We start from the raw sequence: 19,682 nt of genomic DNA on the forward strand, positions 1-19,682 counted from the left end.
CGGGTCAATGCTTTGGTCGGCGGCGGGTTGTAGCCCCCGTGCATCGCTGCCGTGGGCAACCCGCGGTGCGTCACGGCCGTGGTCTGTTCCGGCGGGTCACTGCCCCTTCCCGCCCCGGAAGCGGGCGCGGTACTGACTGGGGCTGAGCCGTTCGCGGAGGCGGAAAAAGAGCGAGAAGGCGCTCACGCTTTCGAAGCCGAGCGCATAGGCTATTTCCGAGATGCTGTGGGCTGTCGTCGCGAGCAGTTCCCGGGCCTTGTTGAGCCGCATCGTGTGCTGGTATTGCGCCGGCGCCATCCCCACGTATTCGCGGAAGACGCGGCGGAACCACGTGTAGCCCATGCCCACTTCGCGGGCGATCTGTTCGGGCGAGCGGTTGCGGCCGAAGTCTGTGCGCATGATGGCTTTCGCGCGGTTGATCTTCTCGACGACGGGGTTGTCGGAGTAGAGCAGGTTGCTGTGCTTGAAGAGCACCGACCCCAGGATGTGGAGCACGATGCTCGAAATAAGCGGCTGGAATCCCACGCGCTCCTCCTCGACCGTGCCGATGATCTCGCGGTAGCACCGCTCGATGCCGCCGCTGCACCCGATCCGCAGCAGGGGGCGCCGGCGGCAGAGGAACCCCTGCTGTTCCAGCCGGTCGATATTGGCGCCGCGGAAGCCGACCCACCACTCCGTCCATCCGGTGCCGGGGTCGGGTGAATAGGAGTGCCATTCGTTGGGGAAGAGCAGGAGCATGGTGCCCGCCTCGACCGTCTGCGACGGGCAGGATGCCGACTCGAAACGTCCCCGTCCGGCGGTGATGTAGACCAGCTGGTATTCGTCGAGCGTGCGGCCGCTGCCTTTGTAAAACAGGTAGTGCTCGGGGTGTTCCGAGACGGGGTAGGGCGTTCCGGGCGGGACGTGCTGGTGCCCGGCCGTGGTGCAGACGATGCCCCACTGCTCGTCGCGCGGGGAGACTGGCAGGTAGTGAAGGATGCTCAGCGGCCGGTCGTCCATAGTGTCAAATCTATATATAGTTTGTCAAAACCATCAACAAAGGTAGGGAAAAGATTGTATAGTTTTGCATCAGTAACCTAAAACTTTCCGTGATGAACCGTTATTTCGTTGGTGTCGATCTCGGTGCCACGAGCGGCCGTGTCATTCTCGCCACGCTCTGCGGCGACGGCATCGCCCTCGAAGTTCTGCACCGCTTCCCGAACCGCCTGCTTTCGATCGGCGGCAAATATTATTGGAACATCTACTCGCTCTATGAGGAAATCCTGCACGGCCTGACGCTGGCCGGGCAGCGAAGGCTTCGGGTCGATTCGATCGGTATCGACACGTGGGGCGTCGACATGGCCTGCGTGGCGGCCGACGGTACGCTGGCCGGGCTTCCGAGGGCTTACCGCGATCCCTATACCAACGGGGTTCCCGAGGAGTTCTTTCGGAAAATACCCCGGCAAGAAGTGTACCGCCGCACGGGTATTCAGATCATGAATTTCAATTCGCTCTTCCAGCTCCGTGCCGCACGCGGGGAGGGGATGTCGGCGCTGGAAAATGCCGCGTCGGTGCTTTTCATTCCCGACGCGCTGTCGTACCTGCTCACCGGCGAGAAGGTATGCGAGTATACGATCCTCTCGACGTCGCAGTTCATGGAGCCCCGCACGCGGGAGATCGACGGCGCACTGCTGCGCGAGGCGGGCGTCGATCCCGCGCTTTTCCCGCGGGTGGTGATGCCCGGCCGGAGGATCGGGGTGCTTTGCGACGCCGTAGCCCGGCAGACCGGGCTGGGGGCGGTGCCCGTGGTGGCCGTCGCGGGGCACGATACGGCTTCGGCCGTGGCGGCCGTGCCTGCCCGGAACAGCCGCTTCGCCTACCTCTCGTCGGGGACGTGGTCGCTGATGGGCATCGAGGTGCCGGAGCCGATCATTACGGAGGAGTCCTATGCGATGAACTTCACCAACGAGGGCGGCGTGGACGGCACGGTGCGTTTTCTGAAGAACATCACCGGCATGTGGCTGCTCGAACAGTGCCGCGCGGTGTGGAGCCGCCAGGGCAGGGAGTATAGCTATGAAGAGATCGTGCGCATGACCGAGGGCGCCGCCCCGTCGCCGGGGGTCATCGACCCCGATGCCGCGGAGTTCGCCGCGCCGACCGACATGCCGCAGGCGATCCGCGCGTGGTGCGCGGCGCACGGCGTCCCCTCGCCGGCGGACGATGCGGCGCTGATGCGGCTGATATTCGACTCGCTGGCGGCGAAATACGCCGAGGTGCTCGGTAAATTGCGGCGGCTGGCGCCGTTCGAAATCGAATGCCTGCACGTCATCGGCGGCGGCGCACAGAACGACCTGCTGAACCGGATGACGGCCGACGCTGTCGGCATCCCCGTCGTGGCGGGCCCTGCCGAAGCCACGGCGCTGGGCAACATCATGGTGCAGGCGCGTGCCGCGGGCGTGGTCTCTTCGCTCGCCGAAATGCGGCGCTACATCGGCCGCTCGATCGAAACGAAAACATATCAACCGAAAAAATAAAACTGTCATTCTTATGAAAACGGAACTTATCGAAAAGGCATACGCCATCGCGCGGGAACGCTATGCGGGGATCGGCGTAGACACCGAACAGGCGCTCGCGGCGCTTCAGAACATCTCGCTCTCGCTCCACTGCTGGCAGGCGGACGACGTGACGGGCTTCGAAAACCGGGGCGGCGACCTTACGGGCGGCATCCAGGCCACGGGCAACTACCCGGGCAAAGCCCGCAACATCGGGGAGCTGCGTGCCGACATCCTCAAGGCCAAGTCGTTCATCCCCGGTACGCACCGCCTGAACCTGCACGAGATCTACGGCGAGTTCGGCGGCGAGACGGTCGACCGCGACCAGGTGGAGCCCCGGCATTTCCAGGGCTGGATCGAGTGGGCGAAAGAGCACGGCATGAAGCTCGACTTCAACTCGACGTCGTTCTCGCACCCCAAGAGCGGCGATCTCTCGCTGGCCAACCCCGACCCCGGAATCCGGGACTTCTGGGTGGAACACACCAAGCGCTGCCGCGCCATTGCCGAAGAGATGGGCAAGGCGCAGGGCGCCCCCTCGATCATGAACCTCTGGGTGCACGACGGCTCGAAAGACCTTACGGTGAACCGCATGCTCTACCGCGAGCTGCTGCGCGACTCGCTCGACCGCATCTTCGAGACCGAATACGACCACATGAAGGACTGCATCGAGTCGAAGGTGTTCGGCATCGGGCTGGAGAGCTATACCGTCGGGAGCAACGACTTCTACATCGGCTACGGAGCCAGCCGCGGCAAGATCGTGACCCTCGATACGGGGCATTTCCACCCCACGGAGATCGTGGCCGACAAGATTTCGTCGCTGCTGCTGTTCATCCCCGAGGTGATGCTGCACGTGTCGCGCCCGGTGCGCTGGGATTCCGACCACGTGACGATCATGAACGACGATACGCTGGAACTGTGCAAGGAGATCGTACGCTGCGATGCGCTCGACCGCGTTCATATCGGGCTGGATTATTTCGATGCCTCGATCAACCGCATCGGCGCCTATGTCATCGGTTCGCGCGCCACGCAGAAGTGCCTGATGCAGGCGTTGCTCGAACCGCTCGCGCAGCTTCGCCGGTACGAGGCTGCCGGACAGGGCTTCGAGCGCCTGGCGCTGCTCGAAGAGTCGAAGTCGCTGCCCTGGAACGCCGTATGGGACATGTTCTGCCTGCGCAACGACGTGCCCGTGGGCGAGGAGTTCATCGCCGGGATCCAGCAGTACGAAAGGGAAGTAACCTCCAAACGCTAAGGCCATGTACCGCATCGTACTGAACGAGACGTCGTACTACGGCGCAGGGTGCCGCTCGGTGATCGCCGACGAGATCCGCAAGCGGGGCTTTAAAAAGGTGCTGCTCGTAACGGACAAAGACCTCATCCGGTTCGGCGTGGCCGCGAAGATCGAGGAGGTGCTCCGCGGGGCGGACATTCCCTATGAGATTTACAGCCAGATCAAGGCCAACCCCACGATCCGCAACGTGCAGCAGGGCGTCGAGGCGTTCAAGGCTTCGGGCGCCGACTGCATGGTGGCGCTGGGCGGCGGTTCGTCGATCGACACGGCCAAGGCCGTGGGCATCATCGTCAACAACCCCGGGTTCGCCGACGTGCGCTCGTTGGAGGGCGTGGCCGACACCAAGCACCGCGCCGTGCCGACCTTCGCCGTGCCGACGACCGCGGGAACGGCGGCCGAGGTGACGATCAACTATGTCATCACCGACGAGGAGAACCGCAAGAAGATGGTATGCGTCGATCCCAACGACATCCCGATGTGCGCGGTGATCGACTGCGAGCTGATGATGTCGATGCCCCGGGGGCTGACGGCCGCCACGGGCATGGACGCCCTGACGCACGCCATCGAAGGGTATATCACGCCCGGGGCGTGGACGATGAGCGACATGTTCGAGCTGAAGGCCATCGAGCTGGTCGCCGCGCACTTGCGGAATGCCGTCGAGGACGGCAGCGACCCCGTCGCCCGCAACGGCATGGCCGAGGCGCAGTACATCGCGGGCATGGGTTTCTCGAACGTCGGGCTGGGCATCGTGCACTCGATGGCGCACCCCCTGGGGGCGTTCTACGACACGCCGCACGGCGTGGCGAACGCACTGCTGCTGCCCTATGTGATGGAATACAACGCCGAGTCGCCCTCGCGCGCCAAATACCTCGACATCGCGCGGGCGATGGGCGTCGATACCGCGGGCATGAGCGTCGACGAGGGCGTCGCCGCGGCTGTCAGGGCCGTGCGCGACCTGTCGCTCAGCATCGGTATCCCGCAGCACCTGCACGAGATCGGCGTGAGGGAGGAGGACATCCCCGCGCTGGCCGTGGCGGCGTTCAACGACGTCTGCACGGGCGGCAACCCACGTCCGACCTCGGTCGGGGATATCGAAAAACTATACCGTACCGCATTCTAAAACAAAGGCCATGAATACGCTTCTCGGACTTCTGATCATCGCCGTCGGCAGCTTCTGCCAGTCGAGCTCCTATGTACCCATCAAAAAGGTGAAGGAGTGGTCGTGGGAGAGCTTCTGGCTGGTACAGGGCATCTTCGCCTGGCTGGTGTTCCCGCTGCTGGGGGCACTGCTGGCGGTTCCCGCGGGCAGCTCGCTCGGGGAAGTCCTCTCGACCGACCCCTCCGCCGCCTTCAAGGCCGCCGGCTACGGCGTGCTGTGGGGTGTGGGCGGCCTGACGTTCGGGCTGTCGATGCGCTACCTCGGGGTGGCGCTCGGGCAGTCGATCGCCCTGGGCACCTGCGCCGGGTTCGGCACCCTCTTCCCCGCCATCTTCGCGGGCGAAAACCTCTTTGCGGGCAAAGGGCTCGTACTGCTGCTGGGGGTCTCGATTACGCTGGCGGGCATCGCCGTGATCGGCTACGCCGGGTCGCTGCGCGCGCAGAACATGACCGACGAGGAGAAACGCGCCGCCGTCAAGGACTTCGCCCTTACGAAGGGGCTGGCCGTGGCGTTGCTGGCGGGCGTGATGAGCGCCTGCTTCAACCTCGGGCTGGAGGCCGGGAGGCCGTTGCAGGTCGAGGGCGGCAGCGCCCTGTTCCGCACGCTGCCCGCCACGCTGATGGTGACGCTCGGGGGCTTCGTGACCAATGCCGCCTACTGCCTGTGGCAGAATGCGCGCAACCGCACGTTCGGCGACTACGGTAAGGGGACGCTCTATGCCAACAACCTGTTGTTCTGCGCGTTGGCCGGGGCGCTGTGGTACTCGCAGTTCTTCGGCTTCGGCATCGGGCAGACCTTCTTCGAGCCCGGGTCGGTCGTGGCGGCATTCGCCTGGTGCATCCTCATGGCGCTCAACGTCACCTTCTCGAACGTGTGGGGCATTATCCTCCGGGAGTGGCGCGGGGCGTCGCGAAAGACCGTGGGCGTATTGGTCTGCGGCCTGGCGATCCTGATTTTCTCACTCGTATTTCCTAATTTGTTCTGACGATGAAATCCATACTCGAAAACCGCCCGGCGCTGGCCGCCGAGGTGGACAAAGTGGCCGAAGTGGCCGGTTACCTCTGGCAGAAGGGGTGGGCCGAGCGCAATGGCGGCAACATCACGGTAAACATCACGGAGCACGTCGACGACGTGATCCGCGCGATGGCTCCGATTAGCGGCCGCTTTGAAATCGGCACCACGCTGCCCCGCCTCAAGGGGTGCTATTTCTTCTGCAAGGGTACCAACAAACGTATGCGCGACCTGGCGCGCCGCCCGATGGAGAACGGCTCGGTAATCCGCATTCTCGACGACTGTGCGTCGTACGAGATCATCGCTGACAAGGCGGTGAAACCCACTTCGGAGCTGGCTTCGCATCTGGCGATGCACAACCAGATGATCGCCTCGGGCAACGGCTACAAGGCGGCGCTGCATACCCATCCCATCGACCTGATCGCCATGACGCACAACCCTGCGTTCCTCGAAAAGGACGTCTTGACCAACCTTCTGTGGAGCATGATCCCCGAGACGCGGGCCTTCTGCCCCAAGGGGCTGGGGATCGTTCCCTATAAGATGCCCTCGTCGGTCGAACTGGCCGAGGCCACCATCGCGCAGCTGCGCGAGTACGACGTGGTGATGTGGGAGAAACACGGCGTATGTGCCGTAGGGCCCGACATCTTCGAGGCGTTCGACCAGGTCGACGTGCTCTCGAAATCGGCGCAGATCTACCTCACGGCCCGTTCGATGGGCTTCGAGCCCGCCGGGACGACGCAGGAGCAGATGGACGAATTGAAACGGGCCTTTAACCTCTGACCCAAAGATGCCGGCGGGCGGGGACGGCAATCCCCGTCGGGAGCGGCAGACGGGCATCCCCGTATGCCGAAAGCCTGCGGACGGGGTATCCCTGCGGCCTTGGGCACCGGATCTGTCCGTACCTGTACCCCGGAACGCGGCGGGTGCCGTTGCCGCCGGAGGACGGAAACGATAATTTTACCGTTTTATGAAAAAGATACTTTTATCGCTTTGTTTTGCGGCTGCCGCGCTGGGTGCGCAGGCCGCGGCACCGTGTACGCCCGTGGGGCTGCGGTGCGAACATCTGGAGACGCCGCTGGGCATCGACGCCCCGGCGCCGCGACTGGGCTGGCGTCTGGACGACAGCCGTTCCGGGGCGCTCCAGCGGGCTTACAGGGTCGTCGTGGGGCGGGATTCCGCCGCCGTGGCCGCCGGACGCGGCGACGTGTGGGATTCGGGGCGCACGGATTCGGACGGGATGCTCGTCCGTTACGCCGGGCCGAAACTCGACCCGTTCACCCGGTATTACTGGGCCGTGACGGTCTGGGACAAGGACTACGCGCGCTCCTCGTCCGGGGTCGCGGCGTTCGAGACCGGCATGATGGGGGCCGGGAACTGGCAGGGATGCTGGATCAGCGACCACCACGACATAAACCATAAGCCCGCGCCCTATTTCCGCAAGGAGTTCTCCGTGGGCAAACGCGTGAAATCGGCCCGCGCCTATGTCGCGGCGGCCGGGTTGTACGAACTCCATATCAACGGGCGGAAGGTCGGCGACCACCGCCTCGACCCGATGTATACGCGCTTCGACCGCCGGAACCTCTACGTCACCTACGACGTGACGCGGCAGTTGCAGGACGGGGCCAATGCCGTGGGCATCCTGTTGGGCAACGGCTGGTACAACCACCAGTCGGGCGCCGTGTGGAACTTCGAGCGGGCGCCGTGGCGCAACCGCCCGGCGTTCTGCTTCGACCTGCGTATCGAGTATGCGGACGGGACGCACGAGGTCGTGAAGTCCGACCTCGACTGGCGCACCTCGGGCGGGCCGCTGGTGTTCAACAGCATCTATACTTCGGAGCATTACGATGCGCGGCTCGAGCAGCCGGGCTGGAGCGCCCCCGGGTTCGACGACTCGGCCTGGGACGGGGTGATGTACCGCGGCGCGCCGTCGCAGAGGGTTACGGCACAGCAGACGGTGCCGATCCGCAACGTCACCCAATACAGGCCGCGCAGCGTGCGCAAGCTCGACGAACGGAGCTACCTCTATGATTTCGGCCAGAACATGGCCGGTGTGACGAAGCTTCGCCTGAGGGGCGAAGCCGGGACGCAGCTGCGGCTCATCCATGCCGAACGCCTGCGCGAAGACGGCCATGCCGACCTGTCGAACATCGACGTCTATTTCCGCCCGACGGACAAGGACGACCTGTTCCAGACCGACGTGGTGACCCTGAGCGGCCGCGACGACGAGTTCATGCCCCGGTTCAACTACAAGGGCTTCCGCTATGTCGAGGTGGTTGCCGACCGGCCGGTGGAGCTGTCTGCGGAGAACCTGACGGCCTATGCCATGCACAGCGACGTGACCCCCGTGGGGCATATCGAGACGTCGAACGACCTGGTGGACAAACTTTGGGACGCCACCAACAAGGCCTACCTCTCGAACCTGATGGGTTACCCGACCGACTGCCCCCAGCGCGAGAAGAACGGCTGGACGGGCGACGGCCACCTGGCCATCGAAACGGCGCTGTACAACTACGACGGCATTACGGTCTACGAGAAGTGGCTCGCCGACCACCGCGACGAACAGCAGCCCAACGGCGTGCTGCCCGACATCATCCCCACCGGCGGCTGGGGCTACGGCACGGCCAACGGGCTGGACTGGACGAGCACCATCGCCATCATCCCGTGGAACCTCTACCTCTTCTACGGGGACACGAAGCCGCTGGAGGATTGCTACGAGAATATCAAACGCTATGTCGATTACGTCGACCGCCGCAGCCCGGGGCACCTCTCCTCGTGGGGACGCGGCGACTGGGTGCCCGTCCGCTCGCAGTCGTCGCTGGAGCTGACCTCGTCGGTCTATTTCTACGTCGATGCCACGATCCTCGCCCGTGCCGCCGCCCTGTTCGGCCGGGAGGCCGACCGGAAGCACTACGAGGCTCTGGCCGGCGAAATCCGCGGGGCCATCAACGACAAATACCTCGACCGTGCGGCGGGCATCTATGCCAGCGGCACGCAGACCGAGCTGAGCGTTCCGCTGATGTGGGGCGTCGTGCCCGAGGAGATGGTCGCCAAGGTCGCCGGCAACCTCGCCCGCAAGGTCGCCGAAGCCGGGTTCCACCTCGACGTCGGGGTGCTGGGCGCCAAGGCCATCCTCAATGCGCTGAGCGAGAACGGCCATGCCGAAACGGCCTACAAGGTCGCGGTGCAGGACACCTATCCTTCGTGGGGATGGTGGATCGTGAACGGCGCCACCACGCTGCTCGAAAACTGGAACCTCGAAGCCACGCGCGACATCTCGGACAACCACATGATGTTCGGCGAGATTGGCGGGTGGTTCTTCAAGGGGCTGGGCGGCATCAAGCCCGACCCCGAAGCGCCGGGCTTCAAACACATCTTGCTGCGCCCGAATTTCGTCGGGGTCGATGCATTCGAGGCTTCGCACGACGCCCCCTGCGGGCGGATCGTGTCGGCATGGACGCGCCGGGGCAATACGGTGACCTACTGCGTCCGAATCCCGGCCAACAGTACCGCAACGCTCTACCTGCCGGCCAACGTGGACGGCGGGAAGGTGCATCAGCTGGGTGCCGGAAGCCATACGCTGACGCTCAGGGTGGCCAAATGACCCTTCCGCCTCGGGGCGGACGGCTGCTGCCGCGGGCCGCATTCCCGTGCGGGACGGCTGCCTGCACAGGACGATTTTTACCCATAACCTGAAATATTCCTGCGATGAACAAACTATCGAAACTGATTCTGATGCTGCCGCTGGCCCTCGCTCCGCTGGCGGGGCAGGCCGCCCCGAAGGGCGGCTCCCATGCCGCCCTGGCCGCGGGGTTCGTGGCGCCGCCCGACTCTGTCCAGACCTCGGTTTACTGGTACTGGCTTTCGGGCAATGTCTCGAAGGAGGGCGTGGTGAAAGACCTCGAAGCGATGAAACGGGCGGGGATCAACCGTGCCTTCATCGGCAATATCGGCCTCGGGGAGCTGGCGACGCCCTATGCCCCCGTGAAACTCTTTACGGACGAATGGTGGGAAGTGACCCATGCGGCGCTCAAACGCGCCTCGGAGCTGGGTATCGAGATCGGCATGTTCAACAGCCCCGGCTGGAGCCAGGCCGGAGGGCCGTGGATCGAACCCGGGCAGGCCATGCGTTACCTGGCTTCGGTCAAGGCGCATGTCCGGGGCGGCGGGAAGGTCGAGGTGGAGCTGCCGCGCCCGTCGGCCGATTTCCAGGACGTGCGGGTGGTCGCCTATCCCGCTTCCGCCGTGGGGCGTGCGGCGCTGACGGCGGCCGATACGCGTGTGACGGCTGCCGGCACGGCTGCCGGGGCGCAATGCCTCATAGACGGCGACCCGGCGACGGAGCTCCTCTTCGACGGCAGCCCCGAAGCCGTCATCGACTTGGTGACGGACGCCGACCTGGATCTGCGCAACATCACGGTGTGGCCCGCCCGCCGTCCGATACGTGCTGAGGCCGAATTGCAGGTGAAGGGGGCGGACGGCTACCGGACGGTCGCATCGTTCGGGATCGACCGCTCGAACCCCAATATCGAGGTCGGTTTCGACCCTTACGCCCCGGTTTCGGTCTGCGTGGCGAAGACCACGGGGCGCGAGTTCCGGCTCATAGTCCGCGGCGCGGGGAAGGATACGGGTTTAGGGGAGGTGCTGCTCTCGTCGCTGCCCCGTGTGGAGCGTTATGCGGAGAAGACCTTTGCCAAGATGTTCCAGTCGCCGCTGCCCTACTGGGAGGAGTACCAGTGGCGCGACCAGCCCGTGCTGGACGCGGAGTCGCTGGCGGTCGACCCCGCGGAGGTGGTCGACATAACGGAATGTCTCGACGGCGACCGCCTGGTGTGGGAAGCCCCTGCCGGGGAGTGGGTCGTCATGCGTACCGGGATGCGCCCGACCGGCATCCAGAATTCGCCCGCGGCGCCCGAAGGCACCGGGCTCGAAGTGGACAAGATGACCCCGGCCTACCTGCAGCACCATTTCGACGCCTTTATCGGTGAGATACTCCGCCGCATCCCGGCCGAAGACCGCAGGACGTTCCGCGTGGTGGTGGCCGACAGCTACGAGAAGGGCGGGCAGAACTTTACGGATACCTTCCTGACCGACTTCAGGGAGCGTTACGGCTACGACGCCCTGCCGTTCCTGCCCGTTTACGACGGCGTGGTGGTCGGCAGCCAGGATATCTCCGACCGGTTTCTGTGGGACATGCGGCGCCTGGCGGCCGACAAGCTGGCCTATGCGCATATCGGGGGGCTGCGCGAAATCGCGCACAAATACGGGCTGACGTTGTGGCTGGAGAACTACGGCCACTGGGGTTATCCCGGCGAGTTCCTGCAGTACGGCGGCCAGTCGGACGAGGTCGGGGGCGAATTCTGGGGCGAAGGGTCGCTGGGCGACATCGAGAACCGTGCCGCCTCGTCGTGCGCCCACATCTACGGCAAGCGGAAAGTGTCGGCCGAGTCGTACACCTCGGCCGGGAACGATTTCGGGCGTTATCCGGCGATGGTGAAGCCGCGCGGCGACAGGTTCTTCTCCGAGGGGATCAACAACACGCTGCTGCACGTCTACATTTCGCAGCCGGGCGACGAACTGCCCGGCATGAATGCCTGGTTCGGAACGGAATTCAACCGCAACAACACGTGGTTCTCGCATATCGACCTCTTCACGGATTACCTCAAGCGTGTCAATTACATGTTGCAGCAGGGGCTCAACGTCGCCGACGTGGCCTATTTCATCGGCGAGGACGCCCCGAAAATGACGGGCGTCACCGACCCGGCGCTGCCCCGAGGGTACCAGTACGATTATATCAACGGCGAGGTGCTGCTGGAACGCGCCACCGTGAAGGACGGCCTGTGGACGCTTCCGCACGGGACGCAATACCGGATACTGGTGTTGCCGAAGCTCAAGACGATGCGCCCCGAACTGCTTGCGAAGCTGCAGGCGCTCGTCCGTGAGGGCGGCGTGCTGCTGGGGCCTGCGCCGCAGCGTTCGCCGAGCCTCGAAGGCTATCCCGATGCCGACGCCCGGGTGCGCCGCATGGCTGCGGAGCTCTGGGGCGGGGTCGACGGCAAGGCCGTGAAGGCCGCCCGCTACGGCAAGGGCGCCGTGCTGGACGGCATGACCATGGAGGAGGCGCTGGCCTATGTGCAGTGCCTGCCCGACTGCGAGGTCGGGGCCGATGTCCCCGTGCTCTTCGGGCACCGCGATGCGGGCGACGAGCAGATTTACTTCCTGACCAACCAGTCGGACGCGCGCATCGCTTTCCCCTGCACGCTGCGTGTGACCGGCTCTGTGCCCGAGGCATGGGATGCCGTGACGGGGGCGATCCGTCCGCTGCCGGAGTTCGAGGATGACGGTCGCAGGACGACGCTGCCGATGGTGTTGGAGCCCAACCAGAGCCTGTTCGTCGTACTGCGCGCGGACGGGGCGGGCGCTGCGCACAGGGACGGGACGGCGAATTTCCCGACCCCGGTGCGGGTCAAGACGCTGGACGGGCCGTGGACACTGACCTTCCAGGAGGGGCGCCGGGGCCCGGCGGAGCCTGTCGTGGCGGACGAACTGAAAGACCTGCGGCTCTCCGACGACGAGTCGGTGCGCTATTTCTCGGGCAGTGTCCGCTATGAGACGACGTTCGACCTCAGGGGAAAGGAGAAATCCGGCCGGCTGTACGTGAACACGGGCCAGGTTGGCGTGATGGCCAAGGTCTATGTCAACGGCAAGTACGCCGGGGGCGTGTGGACGGCGCCGTACAGGGTCGACGTCACGGACTTCGTGCGCAAAGGGAAGAATACCCTCGTCATCGACGTGGTCAATACGTGGGTGAACCGCCTGATCGGCGACAGCAGGCTCCCCGAGGATCAGCGCGGGACATGGACGCTGAACAATCCGTGGCGTCCCGATTCGCAGTTACAGCCTTCGGGGCTGTTCAACCCGGTGGTAATCGAACGGATGATTGCACGATGAGACAGATAGCATTGCTTGCCCTGCTGCTGGCCTTTGCGGCGGCCGTGTACGGGCAGGAGAACATACTGGAGAAGGGGCTGGAAGGCCGGAGTGCCGCGGATGTGATTTCACGCAGGTATGTGACCCCGCTGCGGCTGGTCGCACTGCCCGGCGAGCTGACGGCGGGGGTGGAAAATCCCGAAGCGCTGCTCCGGAATTTCGACGGGCAGCTGACGACCGGGACACCCGATGTCTGCCGCCTCTCGACCCGCGACGGGTGCTCGGCTTCCGTGCTGCTCGATTTCGGCAAGGAGTTGTGCGGCGGGATCGCGCTCTCGGCGGCGACGCCCCGATGGCCAGCGCCACGAACGAGCATTCGCTGCGCGATTTTACGCTCGGCGTGCCGTGGCTGGGCAATGTCGAGGCCGGGAACTCAGGGTTCCGCTTCGTGCGGATCGACCTGGTGGAGCCCGATGCGGAGCTCAATCTGAAAGCCGTGCGGGCGATCCTCCGTTACCGCGACGTCCCTTATCTGGGGTCGTTCCGCTGCGATGATGAACGGCTGAACCGCATTTGGGAGACGGGGGCCTACACCGTCCACCTCAATATGCAGGAGTACCTCTGGGACGGGGTGAAACGCGACCGTCTGGTATGGCTCGGGGACATGCACCCCGAGGTGATGACCGTCCAGAGCGTGTTCGGCGGCAATGAGGTCGTGCGCCGGAGCCTCGACCACGTGCGCGACAATACGCCGCTGCCCGGGTGGATGAACTGGATCGCGGCCTACTCGATGTGGTGGGTCATTATCCACCGCGACCTGTATATGTACGAGGGCGATTTGAACTATCTCCGTGAACAGCAGGAATATATGCGCGCCCTGCTGCGGGTGCTGGCGTCGCAGATGGACGGCGACCGCGAGAACCTGCAGGGCGGCCAGCGCCTGCTGGACTGGCCCACGTCCCAGATGCCCGACGTGATCCATGCCGGGTATCAGGCCCTGATGGTGATGGCCATGGAGGCCGGCGCCGAAATCGGCGGCTGGCTCGGCGACAGGCAGATGCAGTCGGAGTGCCGTGGGGCGCTGCGGCGGTTGCGGCGGCACGTGCCCGACCACCTGCGGAACAAGCAGGCGGCGGCGATGCTCGTGCTGGCCGGGCTGGCCGACCCCGGCAAGGTGTGCCGGACGGTGATCGCCCGGGGCGGGGCGGAAGGTTTCTCGACCTTCTACGGATATTACATGCTCGAGGCGCTGGCCGAAGGCGGCCTTTACGATGAGGCTTTGCAGATCATCTCCGATTATTGGGGTGCGATGCTCGACCTGGGGGCCACGACTTTCTGGGAAGACCTCAATTACGCGCATGCGGCCGGTGCGGCGCGTATCGACGAGCCGGTTCCGGCCGGGAAATTCGACATCCATGCCGAGTCGGGCGCCTATTGCTACAAGGGGTTGCGCCACAGCCTTTGCCACGGCTGGGCATCGGGCCCCACTCCCTGGCTTTCGCGGCACGTGCTGGGCATCGTGCCGCTCGAACCGGGCTGCAAGTCCGTGGCGGTGCGCCCCCACCTGGGACACCTGAAGTGGGCCGAGGGGACGTTCCCGACCCCGTGGGGCGTTATCCGGGTGCGCCACGAGCGCGGTGCCGACGGGAAGGTCTCGACGAGCGTGTCGGCACCCGATGGGGTGCGGGTCGTGCGCTGACCCCGGAAAAAATCGTATTACTGTTAACAACCGATGGATATGACAAGGAAACTGATTTTGGCGGCGTGGGCGCTGCTGTTCGCCGCAGCTGTCCCTGCACAGCAGAAGGAGGAGTTCAGGTTATGGCCCGAGGCCGGGAAGTATGCCCCGGAGCGGCTCGGTGCCGGATTCGACCGCGACAACGCCCCCTATGTCACGTTGTACCGCCCTGAAGGGAAGAAGCCGGCGCCGGCCGTGGTGGTCTGCCCGGGCGGTGCCTACGGCGGCCTGGCTATCGGCCATGAGGGCTATCAGGTGGCGGAGTGGTTCGCGGCGCGCGGGTTTGCCGCCGTCGTGCTGAAATACACCATGCCCCACGGCAACTACGACCTGCCCCGCCGGGACGTGCAGCAGGCGATCGAGCTGGTGCGTGCGAATGCGGCCGGGTGGGGCGCAGACCCCGCGCGGGTCGGCGTCATCGGCTTTTCGGCCGGGGGACACCTGGCCTCGACGGCTGCGACGCACTTCACCTGCGATGCGAACCGTCCCGATTTCGCCATACTGGTCTACCCGGTTATCACGATGGACGAACGTTTTACGCATGCCGGGTCACGGAGGAACCTGCTGGGCGAAGCGCCGGCCGAAGGGCTGGTTGCGGCGTTCAGCAACGAACTGCGCGTGACCAGCGGGACTCCGCCGACGTTCATCGCCTTCAGCGACGATGACGACGGGGTGCCCCCGGTCAACGGCACGTTGTTCTACAATGCGCTCAAAGCCGCCTCGGTGCCGGGCGAGATCCATATTTATCCGACGGGCGGGCACGGCTGGGGCTGGAACGAAACCTTTAAATACAAGGACGAGTTCCGGAACTCGCTCGCGCGCTGGCTCTCCGAGCGGCTGGGCGAGTGACGCCGCATCCGTTTCCCCATAGGTGCCGGCACGCACTAAAATCCCCGTTCGGCAATGCTGCCGAACGGGGATTTTAGTGCGTGGACGCTTCCCGCTTGCGGGACGGGTTTACCGCGCCTTGCCGGCAGCGGGAATGGGGCGGGCTTCGACGCCCTTGCGGGTCATTCTGACCGGGACGATGTGCCCCTCGGCATCGAAATACATGCGGTCGATGCAGGTTTCACGGCTGCTGGCTGCCGTTTCGTTCAGCGGGCGGCGGTGGTAGACGATGTACCATTCGTCCCGCCCCGGAACCTGTATGACGGAGTGGTGCCCGGCGCCGCGGGCGATCGCCGGGTCTTGTTCGAGGATCTTGCCGATGCGTTCGAACGGCCCGAAGGGCGAGTCGGCGATGGCGTAGGCGACGCAGTAATCGGGGCCCGTCCAGCCCCCTTCCGACCACATGAAGTAATATTTCCCGCGGTGCCTGAGCATGAACGGCCCCTCGGTGTAATTCGCGGGGGTGACCTCCTTGTAGAGGGTGCCGTCGTCGAAGGGCACGATACGCAGCAGATCCGGCGACAGGCGTACCATGTTGCAGTGCCCCCAGCCGCCGTAGTACATGTAGTAGCTGCCGTCGTCGTCGAGGAAGACGAACTGGTCGATGGGCTGGGCCCCGTTGACGATGCTGTCGATGAGCGGCTTGCCCAGCGCATCGCGGAACGGCCCGGCCGGGGAGTCGGCCACGGCTACGCCGATGCCGCCGGTTTCACCCTCGTGGATGTCGTTGCCGGCGAAGAAAAGGTAATACTTGCCGTTGGCATGGACGGCCGCGGGCGCCCACATGGCGCGTTTCACCCACTTCACCTCGTCGTTGGAGACGATCCGGGGGTGCTTCTGCCAGTGTACGAGGTCTTTCGACGAGAAGGCGTCCATGAAGGTCTGCTCGTCGTAGTCGGCCGAGTAGGTCGGGTAGATCCAGTAGGTGTCGCCGAAGACCACCCCTTCGGGGTCGGCGTACCAGCCCGGGAAGACGGGGTTGCCGCTCCTGCCGGCTGCCGAGGCCGTATTTTGCGCCGCGGCGCAGTATGCCGCAAGGCATGCGAAAAGGAGAGTTACGTATTTCATAAGTTATTCGATTAGGGTCGATTGCGGGCCGAGGTAAGAGCGTTTCATGCCCCCGAAGTCGAGGACGATCTTTTGCAGGACGATGCCCGGGTCGCCGACGCGGATGCGCAGCGTGTGGCGTCCCCGCTTGTCGATGTGGAGCGTCGATTTGTTGACGGCGCAGTTGCGCAGCACGCTTTCGAACCACACCTGCGAGTATTCGACGTGCGACGAGGAGGGGGTGGCCAACGCCCCGTCGTCGATCTGGACGCTGTACTTGGTGTCGGTGTTCGTGTTTTCGCCGATGCGGAAATCGCGGTCGGCGTGGAGCGGGAAGGTCGGCAGCACGTAGGTGTAGACATCGACCGAACCGGCATCGAAGGCGTAGAAGTCGTATTCGGCGCACGGGACGTCGCGGCTGCGGAAGATCTGGAGCGGGGCGGTCGGGTCGCCCAGCTGCAGCGCGGGGCCTTCGATGCCGAGGTCTTCGACGACCGTTATTTTGATTCGGTCGTTTTCACGGACGCGGTGGCAGCCTGCGGCGGGGATCGAGACGCAGCCGTTGTTCTCGACGTAGATGCCGCGGAGCTCGGCCCGCGACGGGGCGGTGGGGTTGAAGAGCGATACGAGCACCTTCTCGGACTGTTCACCCGCGCGGAAGACGATCTGGGCCGGCACCGCGTTCCCCGAGGGGGCTTTCTCCCAGTCGATGCCCACCGTGATGCGCTCTTCGTCGGCAGTTTTTCCGGCGGATTTGCTCAGGACGACCCAGGGTTCGGAGGCATGCGCCGTCCAGGCGAGCGTGCCGCCGCCCCGGTTGTATATCTCGACGGGGTAGGTGCGGCGCAGGTAGTTGTCGAACGCAGGCTGGGCGTGGAAGGCCCGGGCGCCCGTGACGTCCTCGCCTGCGACCTGCAATGCCAGCCGGGGAGCGCCTGCGGCATCGTGCGTTGCCAGGTGCGGCAGGTTGAAATAGGAGCTCACGCCGTCGTAGTTCTGGCGCATGGACATCATGTGGTTCCATTTGCCGCCGAGCAGCGAGTTGTAGCCCCGGGTGATGACCTGCAGGCTGTCGTAGCAGCGCTGCACCTCGTCGCGCACGGCATTGGTCGCCGCGCGGCCCTGGCGTGCGTACCAGCGGTTGCGCTGGCCGCCGAGCGTCATGCGGTTCATCAGTTCGGCGCCGCGCAGGGGGTAGTAGACCAGCTGGTAGAAAGCCGGGCGGGCTTCGTCGCCGATCTCGTGCAACAGGGCTTCGGCCCGGGCGCCGAGCTGCCGGTAGGCCTCCAGCCGCCGCTGTGCCTCGTCGTAGTTGGTGAACGAGAAATCGGTGTCGGTAAGCTGCTCGCAGTTGTGGTCGAAGCGGTTCCAGTGGTAGCCCCAGCCCATGTATTCGGGCTTGCGGGGGAAGGCCAGCCGCAGGTGTTCGCGGGTCATCGCTTCGAGGCGGTCGTAGTACGCTTCGCCGAAGATGCCGGCCAGCCAGCGTGCCGGGTAGGTCACGACGTTGTCGGCCGTGAAGCGGCCGATGTCCCAGGCCATGTCGAGGAAGAGCGAAACCTGCATCTCCGAGCCTTTCAGGTCGCCGCAGTTCACCAGCCACAGCCGGTCGGCCGTGGTGTCATAGGCCTTGCGCAGCTCTTCGTACATCAGCGACGGGGGCGTCGTGCTGAACCAGAGGTAGCTGTGCGGTACGCCCAGGTAGGAGACATGGTAGTAGACCCCGGAGCGCCCCGTGCGCCGCTGTTCGCGCACGCCGCTCAGACGTTTCATGTAGCCGTAGTTGTCGTCCGGCCAGACGATCGTGACGTCGTCGGGCAGTTCCAGCCCGTTGGAATAGATCTCCAGCACCTCCTTGTAGGGTGTGAACGCCTGCGGGACGGTCTCGACCGGGCGGTCGATGTTCTCGGCGAGGATTTGCCGCTGGTCGAGCAGCGCCTGCTGGAGCATCCGCACCTTTTCGTGCATGGGCAGCGTGGTCGACATGGCGTCGTCGTGCAGGCCGCGCAGCGCCAGCGTATAGACGTTCTCGTAGGGGCTGTTCTCGCGCACGCGCTGCGTGAGCACGCGGTTGATACCCTCCTTGTTCTTGTCGTAGTTCCAGGGCCCCATCGTCTGGGTATCCCATTCGCTGGCGGTGTTCAGCAGCAGCGGTTCGCAGTGGGTCGATCCCATCACGATGGCGAACGTGTCGGCCACGAGCTTGTTTTCGGGGATTTGGTTGAACGAGGTGGAAACGGGGTGCATGGCCGGGGCGAGGTAGTTGGCCTTGAGGCGCAGCAGCAGTTCGCAGACCTTGGCGTAGGTTCTGGGGCCGATGTTGCCGCGCTCGGGCTCGAAGGTCTGCGAGGCCCAGGGCGTCAGACCCCAGTCCTCGTCGTTGAGGAAGATGCCGCGGTAGCGCACCGACGGCGTCTGGGAGTAGGTCGGCGGGGCGTCGACATGGAGCGCCGCATGTTTTTTCACCGGAACGTCGGCCCACCAGTACCAGGGGGATACGCCGATCAGCTCCGAGAGCGTGAAGAGCCCGTAGGCCGCGCCGCGGCGGTCGCTGCCCGCGATGACGAGGGCTTTGCGGATGCCCGGCAGGGGATTGGCGACGGTCTGGATCAGGTAACGCTCCCAGGCGCCTTCGAGCGGGGCGGTGTCGATCTTCCCCGCTTCGGAGAGCCTGCGGATGAGGGCGCTGCCTCCGACCGTCCCGACGATTACCGCCGGGCCTGTTTCTCCGGTCGCGGAGGTCACCTGCGGGCGTCGGCCCGTTACGGCCTCCACGTCGGCGGCGAAGAGCTCCGCCGCGCGTTTCACCACCGCGGCGTCGGATGCGTCGTAGAGGATCGCGGCCGTCTGGCGGGGCGAGGCGAGGGTGAAGGCGTATTTGGTTTCCGGGCTTTTTTCGTGTACGGCCACCTGTGCGTGGCCTGCGGATACGGCCACGAGGGCCGACAACATAAGAATCAAGTGCTTCATGGGTATCGGTTTGCATTGCTAAGGTAGAAATTTCGCAGCAATGCCCGAAATTTTGCATCGGAAAACAGGGCGCGTGGCAGGATTATGTACTTTTTTGGCAGTATCCGTGACCTGCGGTTCGCC

Annotated in this window: 13 protein-coding genes; 10 read left to right on the forward strand and 3 right to left on the reverse strand. The window is 65.0% G+C overall.

Translation table 11 applies throughout. The features are described 5' to 3' along the window. Window positions 1-96 precede the first annotated feature (96 nt). A complete protein-coding gene (locus DW189_RS07435; RefSeq protein ID WP_018695729.1) occupies window positions 97-999 on the reverse strand; it encodes an AraC family transcriptional regulator in 903 nt (300 codons plus the stop codon). A 92-nt stretch (window positions 1,000-1,091) separates the two neighbouring features. On the opposite strand from DW189_RS07435, the gene DW189_RS07440 reads away from it, so the two are divergent. The 10 genes from DW189_RS07440 (at window position 1,092) to DW189_RS07480 (ending at window position 15,503) form a co-directional block, all read left to right on the forward strand. Continuing rightward, window positions 1,092-2,513, forward strand: a complete 1,422-nt coding sequence (locus DW189_RS07440) for a rhamnulokinase (RefSeq protein ID WP_117507346.1) — start codon at window positions 1,092-1,094, stop codon at window positions 2,511-2,513. Window positions 2,514-2,526: 13 nt separating this feature from the next. Next, window positions 2,527-3,780: an L-rhamnose isomerase gene (locus DW189_RS07445; RefSeq protein WP_117507347.1), complete on the forward strand. Its 1,254-nt coding sequence runs from the start codon at window positions 2,527-2,529 to the stop codon at window positions 3,778-3,780. 4 nt (window positions 3,781-3,784) lie between these two features. Beyond that, the gene (gene fucO / locus DW189_RS07450) at window positions 3,785-4,939 is read left to right on the forward strand and encodes a lactaldehyde reductase (RefSeq protein WP_117507348.1); all 1,155 of its coding nucleotides are present in this window, start codon (window positions 3,785-3,787) and stop codon (window positions 4,937-4,939) included. Between the two features lie 10 nt (window positions 4,940-4,949). Then, window positions 4,950-5,963: an L-rhamnose/proton symporter RhaT gene (rhaT, locus tag DW189_RS07455; RefSeq protein WP_117507349.1), complete on the forward strand. Its 1,014-nt coding sequence runs from the start codon at window positions 4,950-4,952 to the stop codon at window positions 5,961-5,963. Window positions 5,964-5,965: 2 nt separating this feature from the next. Next, a complete protein-coding gene (rhaD, locus tag DW189_RS07460; RefSeq protein WP_117507350.1) occupies window positions 5,966-6,769 on the forward strand; it encodes a rhamnulose-1-phosphate aldolase in 804 nt (267 codons plus the stop codon). A gap of 187 nt (window positions 6,770-6,956) precedes the next feature. Then, the gene (locus DW189_RS07465; protein WP_117507351.1) at window positions 6,957-9,590 is read left to right on the forward strand and encodes an alpha-L-rhamnosidase; all 2,634 of its coding nucleotides are present in this window, start codon (window positions 6,957-6,959) and stop codon (window positions 9,588-9,590) included. A 104-nt stretch (window positions 9,591-9,694) separates the two neighbouring features. Next, window positions 9,695-12,937, forward strand: coding sequence for a glycosyl hydrolase (locus tag DW189_RS07470; protein ID WP_117507352.1), 3,243 nt, complete (start codon window positions 9,695-9,697; stop codon window positions 12,935-12,937). After that, complete coding sequence (locus tag DW189_RS14765) at window positions 12,934-13,407, forward strand: hypothetical protein (RefSeq protein ID WP_372444966.1); 474 nt, start codon at window positions 12,934-12,936, stop codon at window positions 13,405-13,407. The genes DW189_RS07470 and DW189_RS14765 overlap by 4 nt, the downstream gene beginning before the upstream one ends. A 5-nt stretch (window positions 13,408-13,412) precedes the next feature. Further along, complete coding sequence (locus DW189_RS07475; RefSeq protein WP_372444968.1) at window positions 13,413-14,615, forward strand: alpha-L-rhamnosidase C-terminal domain-containing protein; 1,203 nt, start codon at window positions 13,413-13,415, stop codon at window positions 14,613-14,615. Window positions 14,616-14,654: 39 nt separating this feature from the next. Beyond that, complete coding sequence (locus DW189_RS07480) at window positions 14,655-15,503, forward strand: alpha/beta hydrolase (protein ID WP_232045691.1); 849 nt, start codon at window positions 14,655-14,657, stop codon at window positions 15,501-15,503. 108 nt (window positions 15,504-15,611) lie between these two features. Here DW189_RS07480 and DW189_RS07485 read toward each other — a convergent pair whose 3' ends face one another. Then, entirely contained in the window at window positions 15,612-16,610 is a 999-nt protein-coding gene (locus tag DW189_RS07485) for a glycoside hydrolase family 43 protein (protein WP_117507354.1), read from the reverse strand. A gap of 3 nt (window positions 16,611-16,613) precedes the next feature. After that, window positions 16,614-19,559: a glycosyl hydrolase 115 family protein gene (locus DW189_RS07490; protein ID WP_117507355.1), complete on the reverse strand. Its 2,946-nt coding sequence runs from the start codon at window positions 19,557-19,559 to the stop codon at window positions 16,614-16,616. Window positions 19,560-19,682 lie beyond the last annotated feature (123 nt).

It is taken from the genome of Alistipes sp. AM16-43 (assembly GCF_003435745.1).
GTDB lineage: Bacteria > Bacteroidota > Bacteroidia > Bacteroidales > Rikenellaceae > Alistipes > Alistipes onderdonkii.

Bases quoted from the DNA above. Each gene is read 5' to 3' on its own strand.
- DW189_RS07435 (WP_018695729.1), bottom strand. From the start codon at position 999: ATGGACGACCGGCCGCTGAGCATCCTTCACTACCTGCCAGTCTCCCCG.
- rhaD (WP_117507350.1), top strand. From the start codon at position 5,966: ATGAAATCCATACTCGAAAACCGCCCGGCGCTGGCCGCCGAGGTGGAC.
- DW189_RS07440 (WP_117507346.1), top strand. From the start codon at position 1,092: ATGAACCGTTATTTCGTTGGTGTCGATCTCGGTGCCACGAGCGGCCGT.
- rhaT (WP_117507349.1), top strand. From the start codon at position 4,950: ATGAATACGCTTCTCGGACTTCTGATCATCGCCGTCGGCAGCTTCTGC.
- DW189_RS07480 (WP_232045691.1), top strand. From the start codon at position 14,655: ATGACAAGGAAACTGATTTTGGCGGCGTGGGCGCTGCTGTTCGCCGCA.
- DW189_RS14765 (WP_372444966.1), top strand. From the start codon at position 12,934: ATGAGACAGATAGCATTGCTTGCCCTGCTGCTGGCCTTTGCGGCGGCC.
- DW189_RS07445 (WP_117507347.1), top strand. From the start codon at position 2,527: ATGAAAACGGAACTTATCGAAAAGGCATACGCCATCGCGCGGGAACGC.
- DW189_RS07470 (WP_117507352.1), top strand. From the start codon at position 9,695: ATGAACAAACTATCGAAACTGATTCTGATGCTGCCGCTGGCCCTCGCT.
- DW189_RS07490 (WP_117507355.1), bottom strand. From the start codon at position 19,559: ATGAAGCACTTGATTCTTATGTTGTCGGCCCTCGTGGCCGTATCCGCA.
- DW189_RS07485 (WP_117507354.1), bottom strand. From the start codon at position 16,610: ATGAAATACGTAACTCTCCTTTTCGCATGCCTTGCGGCATACTGCGCC.
- DW189_RS07465 (WP_117507351.1), top strand. From the start codon at position 6,957: ATGAAAAAGATACTTTTATCGCTTTGTTTTGCGGCTGCCGCGCTGGGT.
- fucO (WP_117507348.1), top strand. From the start codon at position 3,785: ATGTACCGCATCGTACTGAACGAGACGTCGTACTACGGCGCAGGGTGC.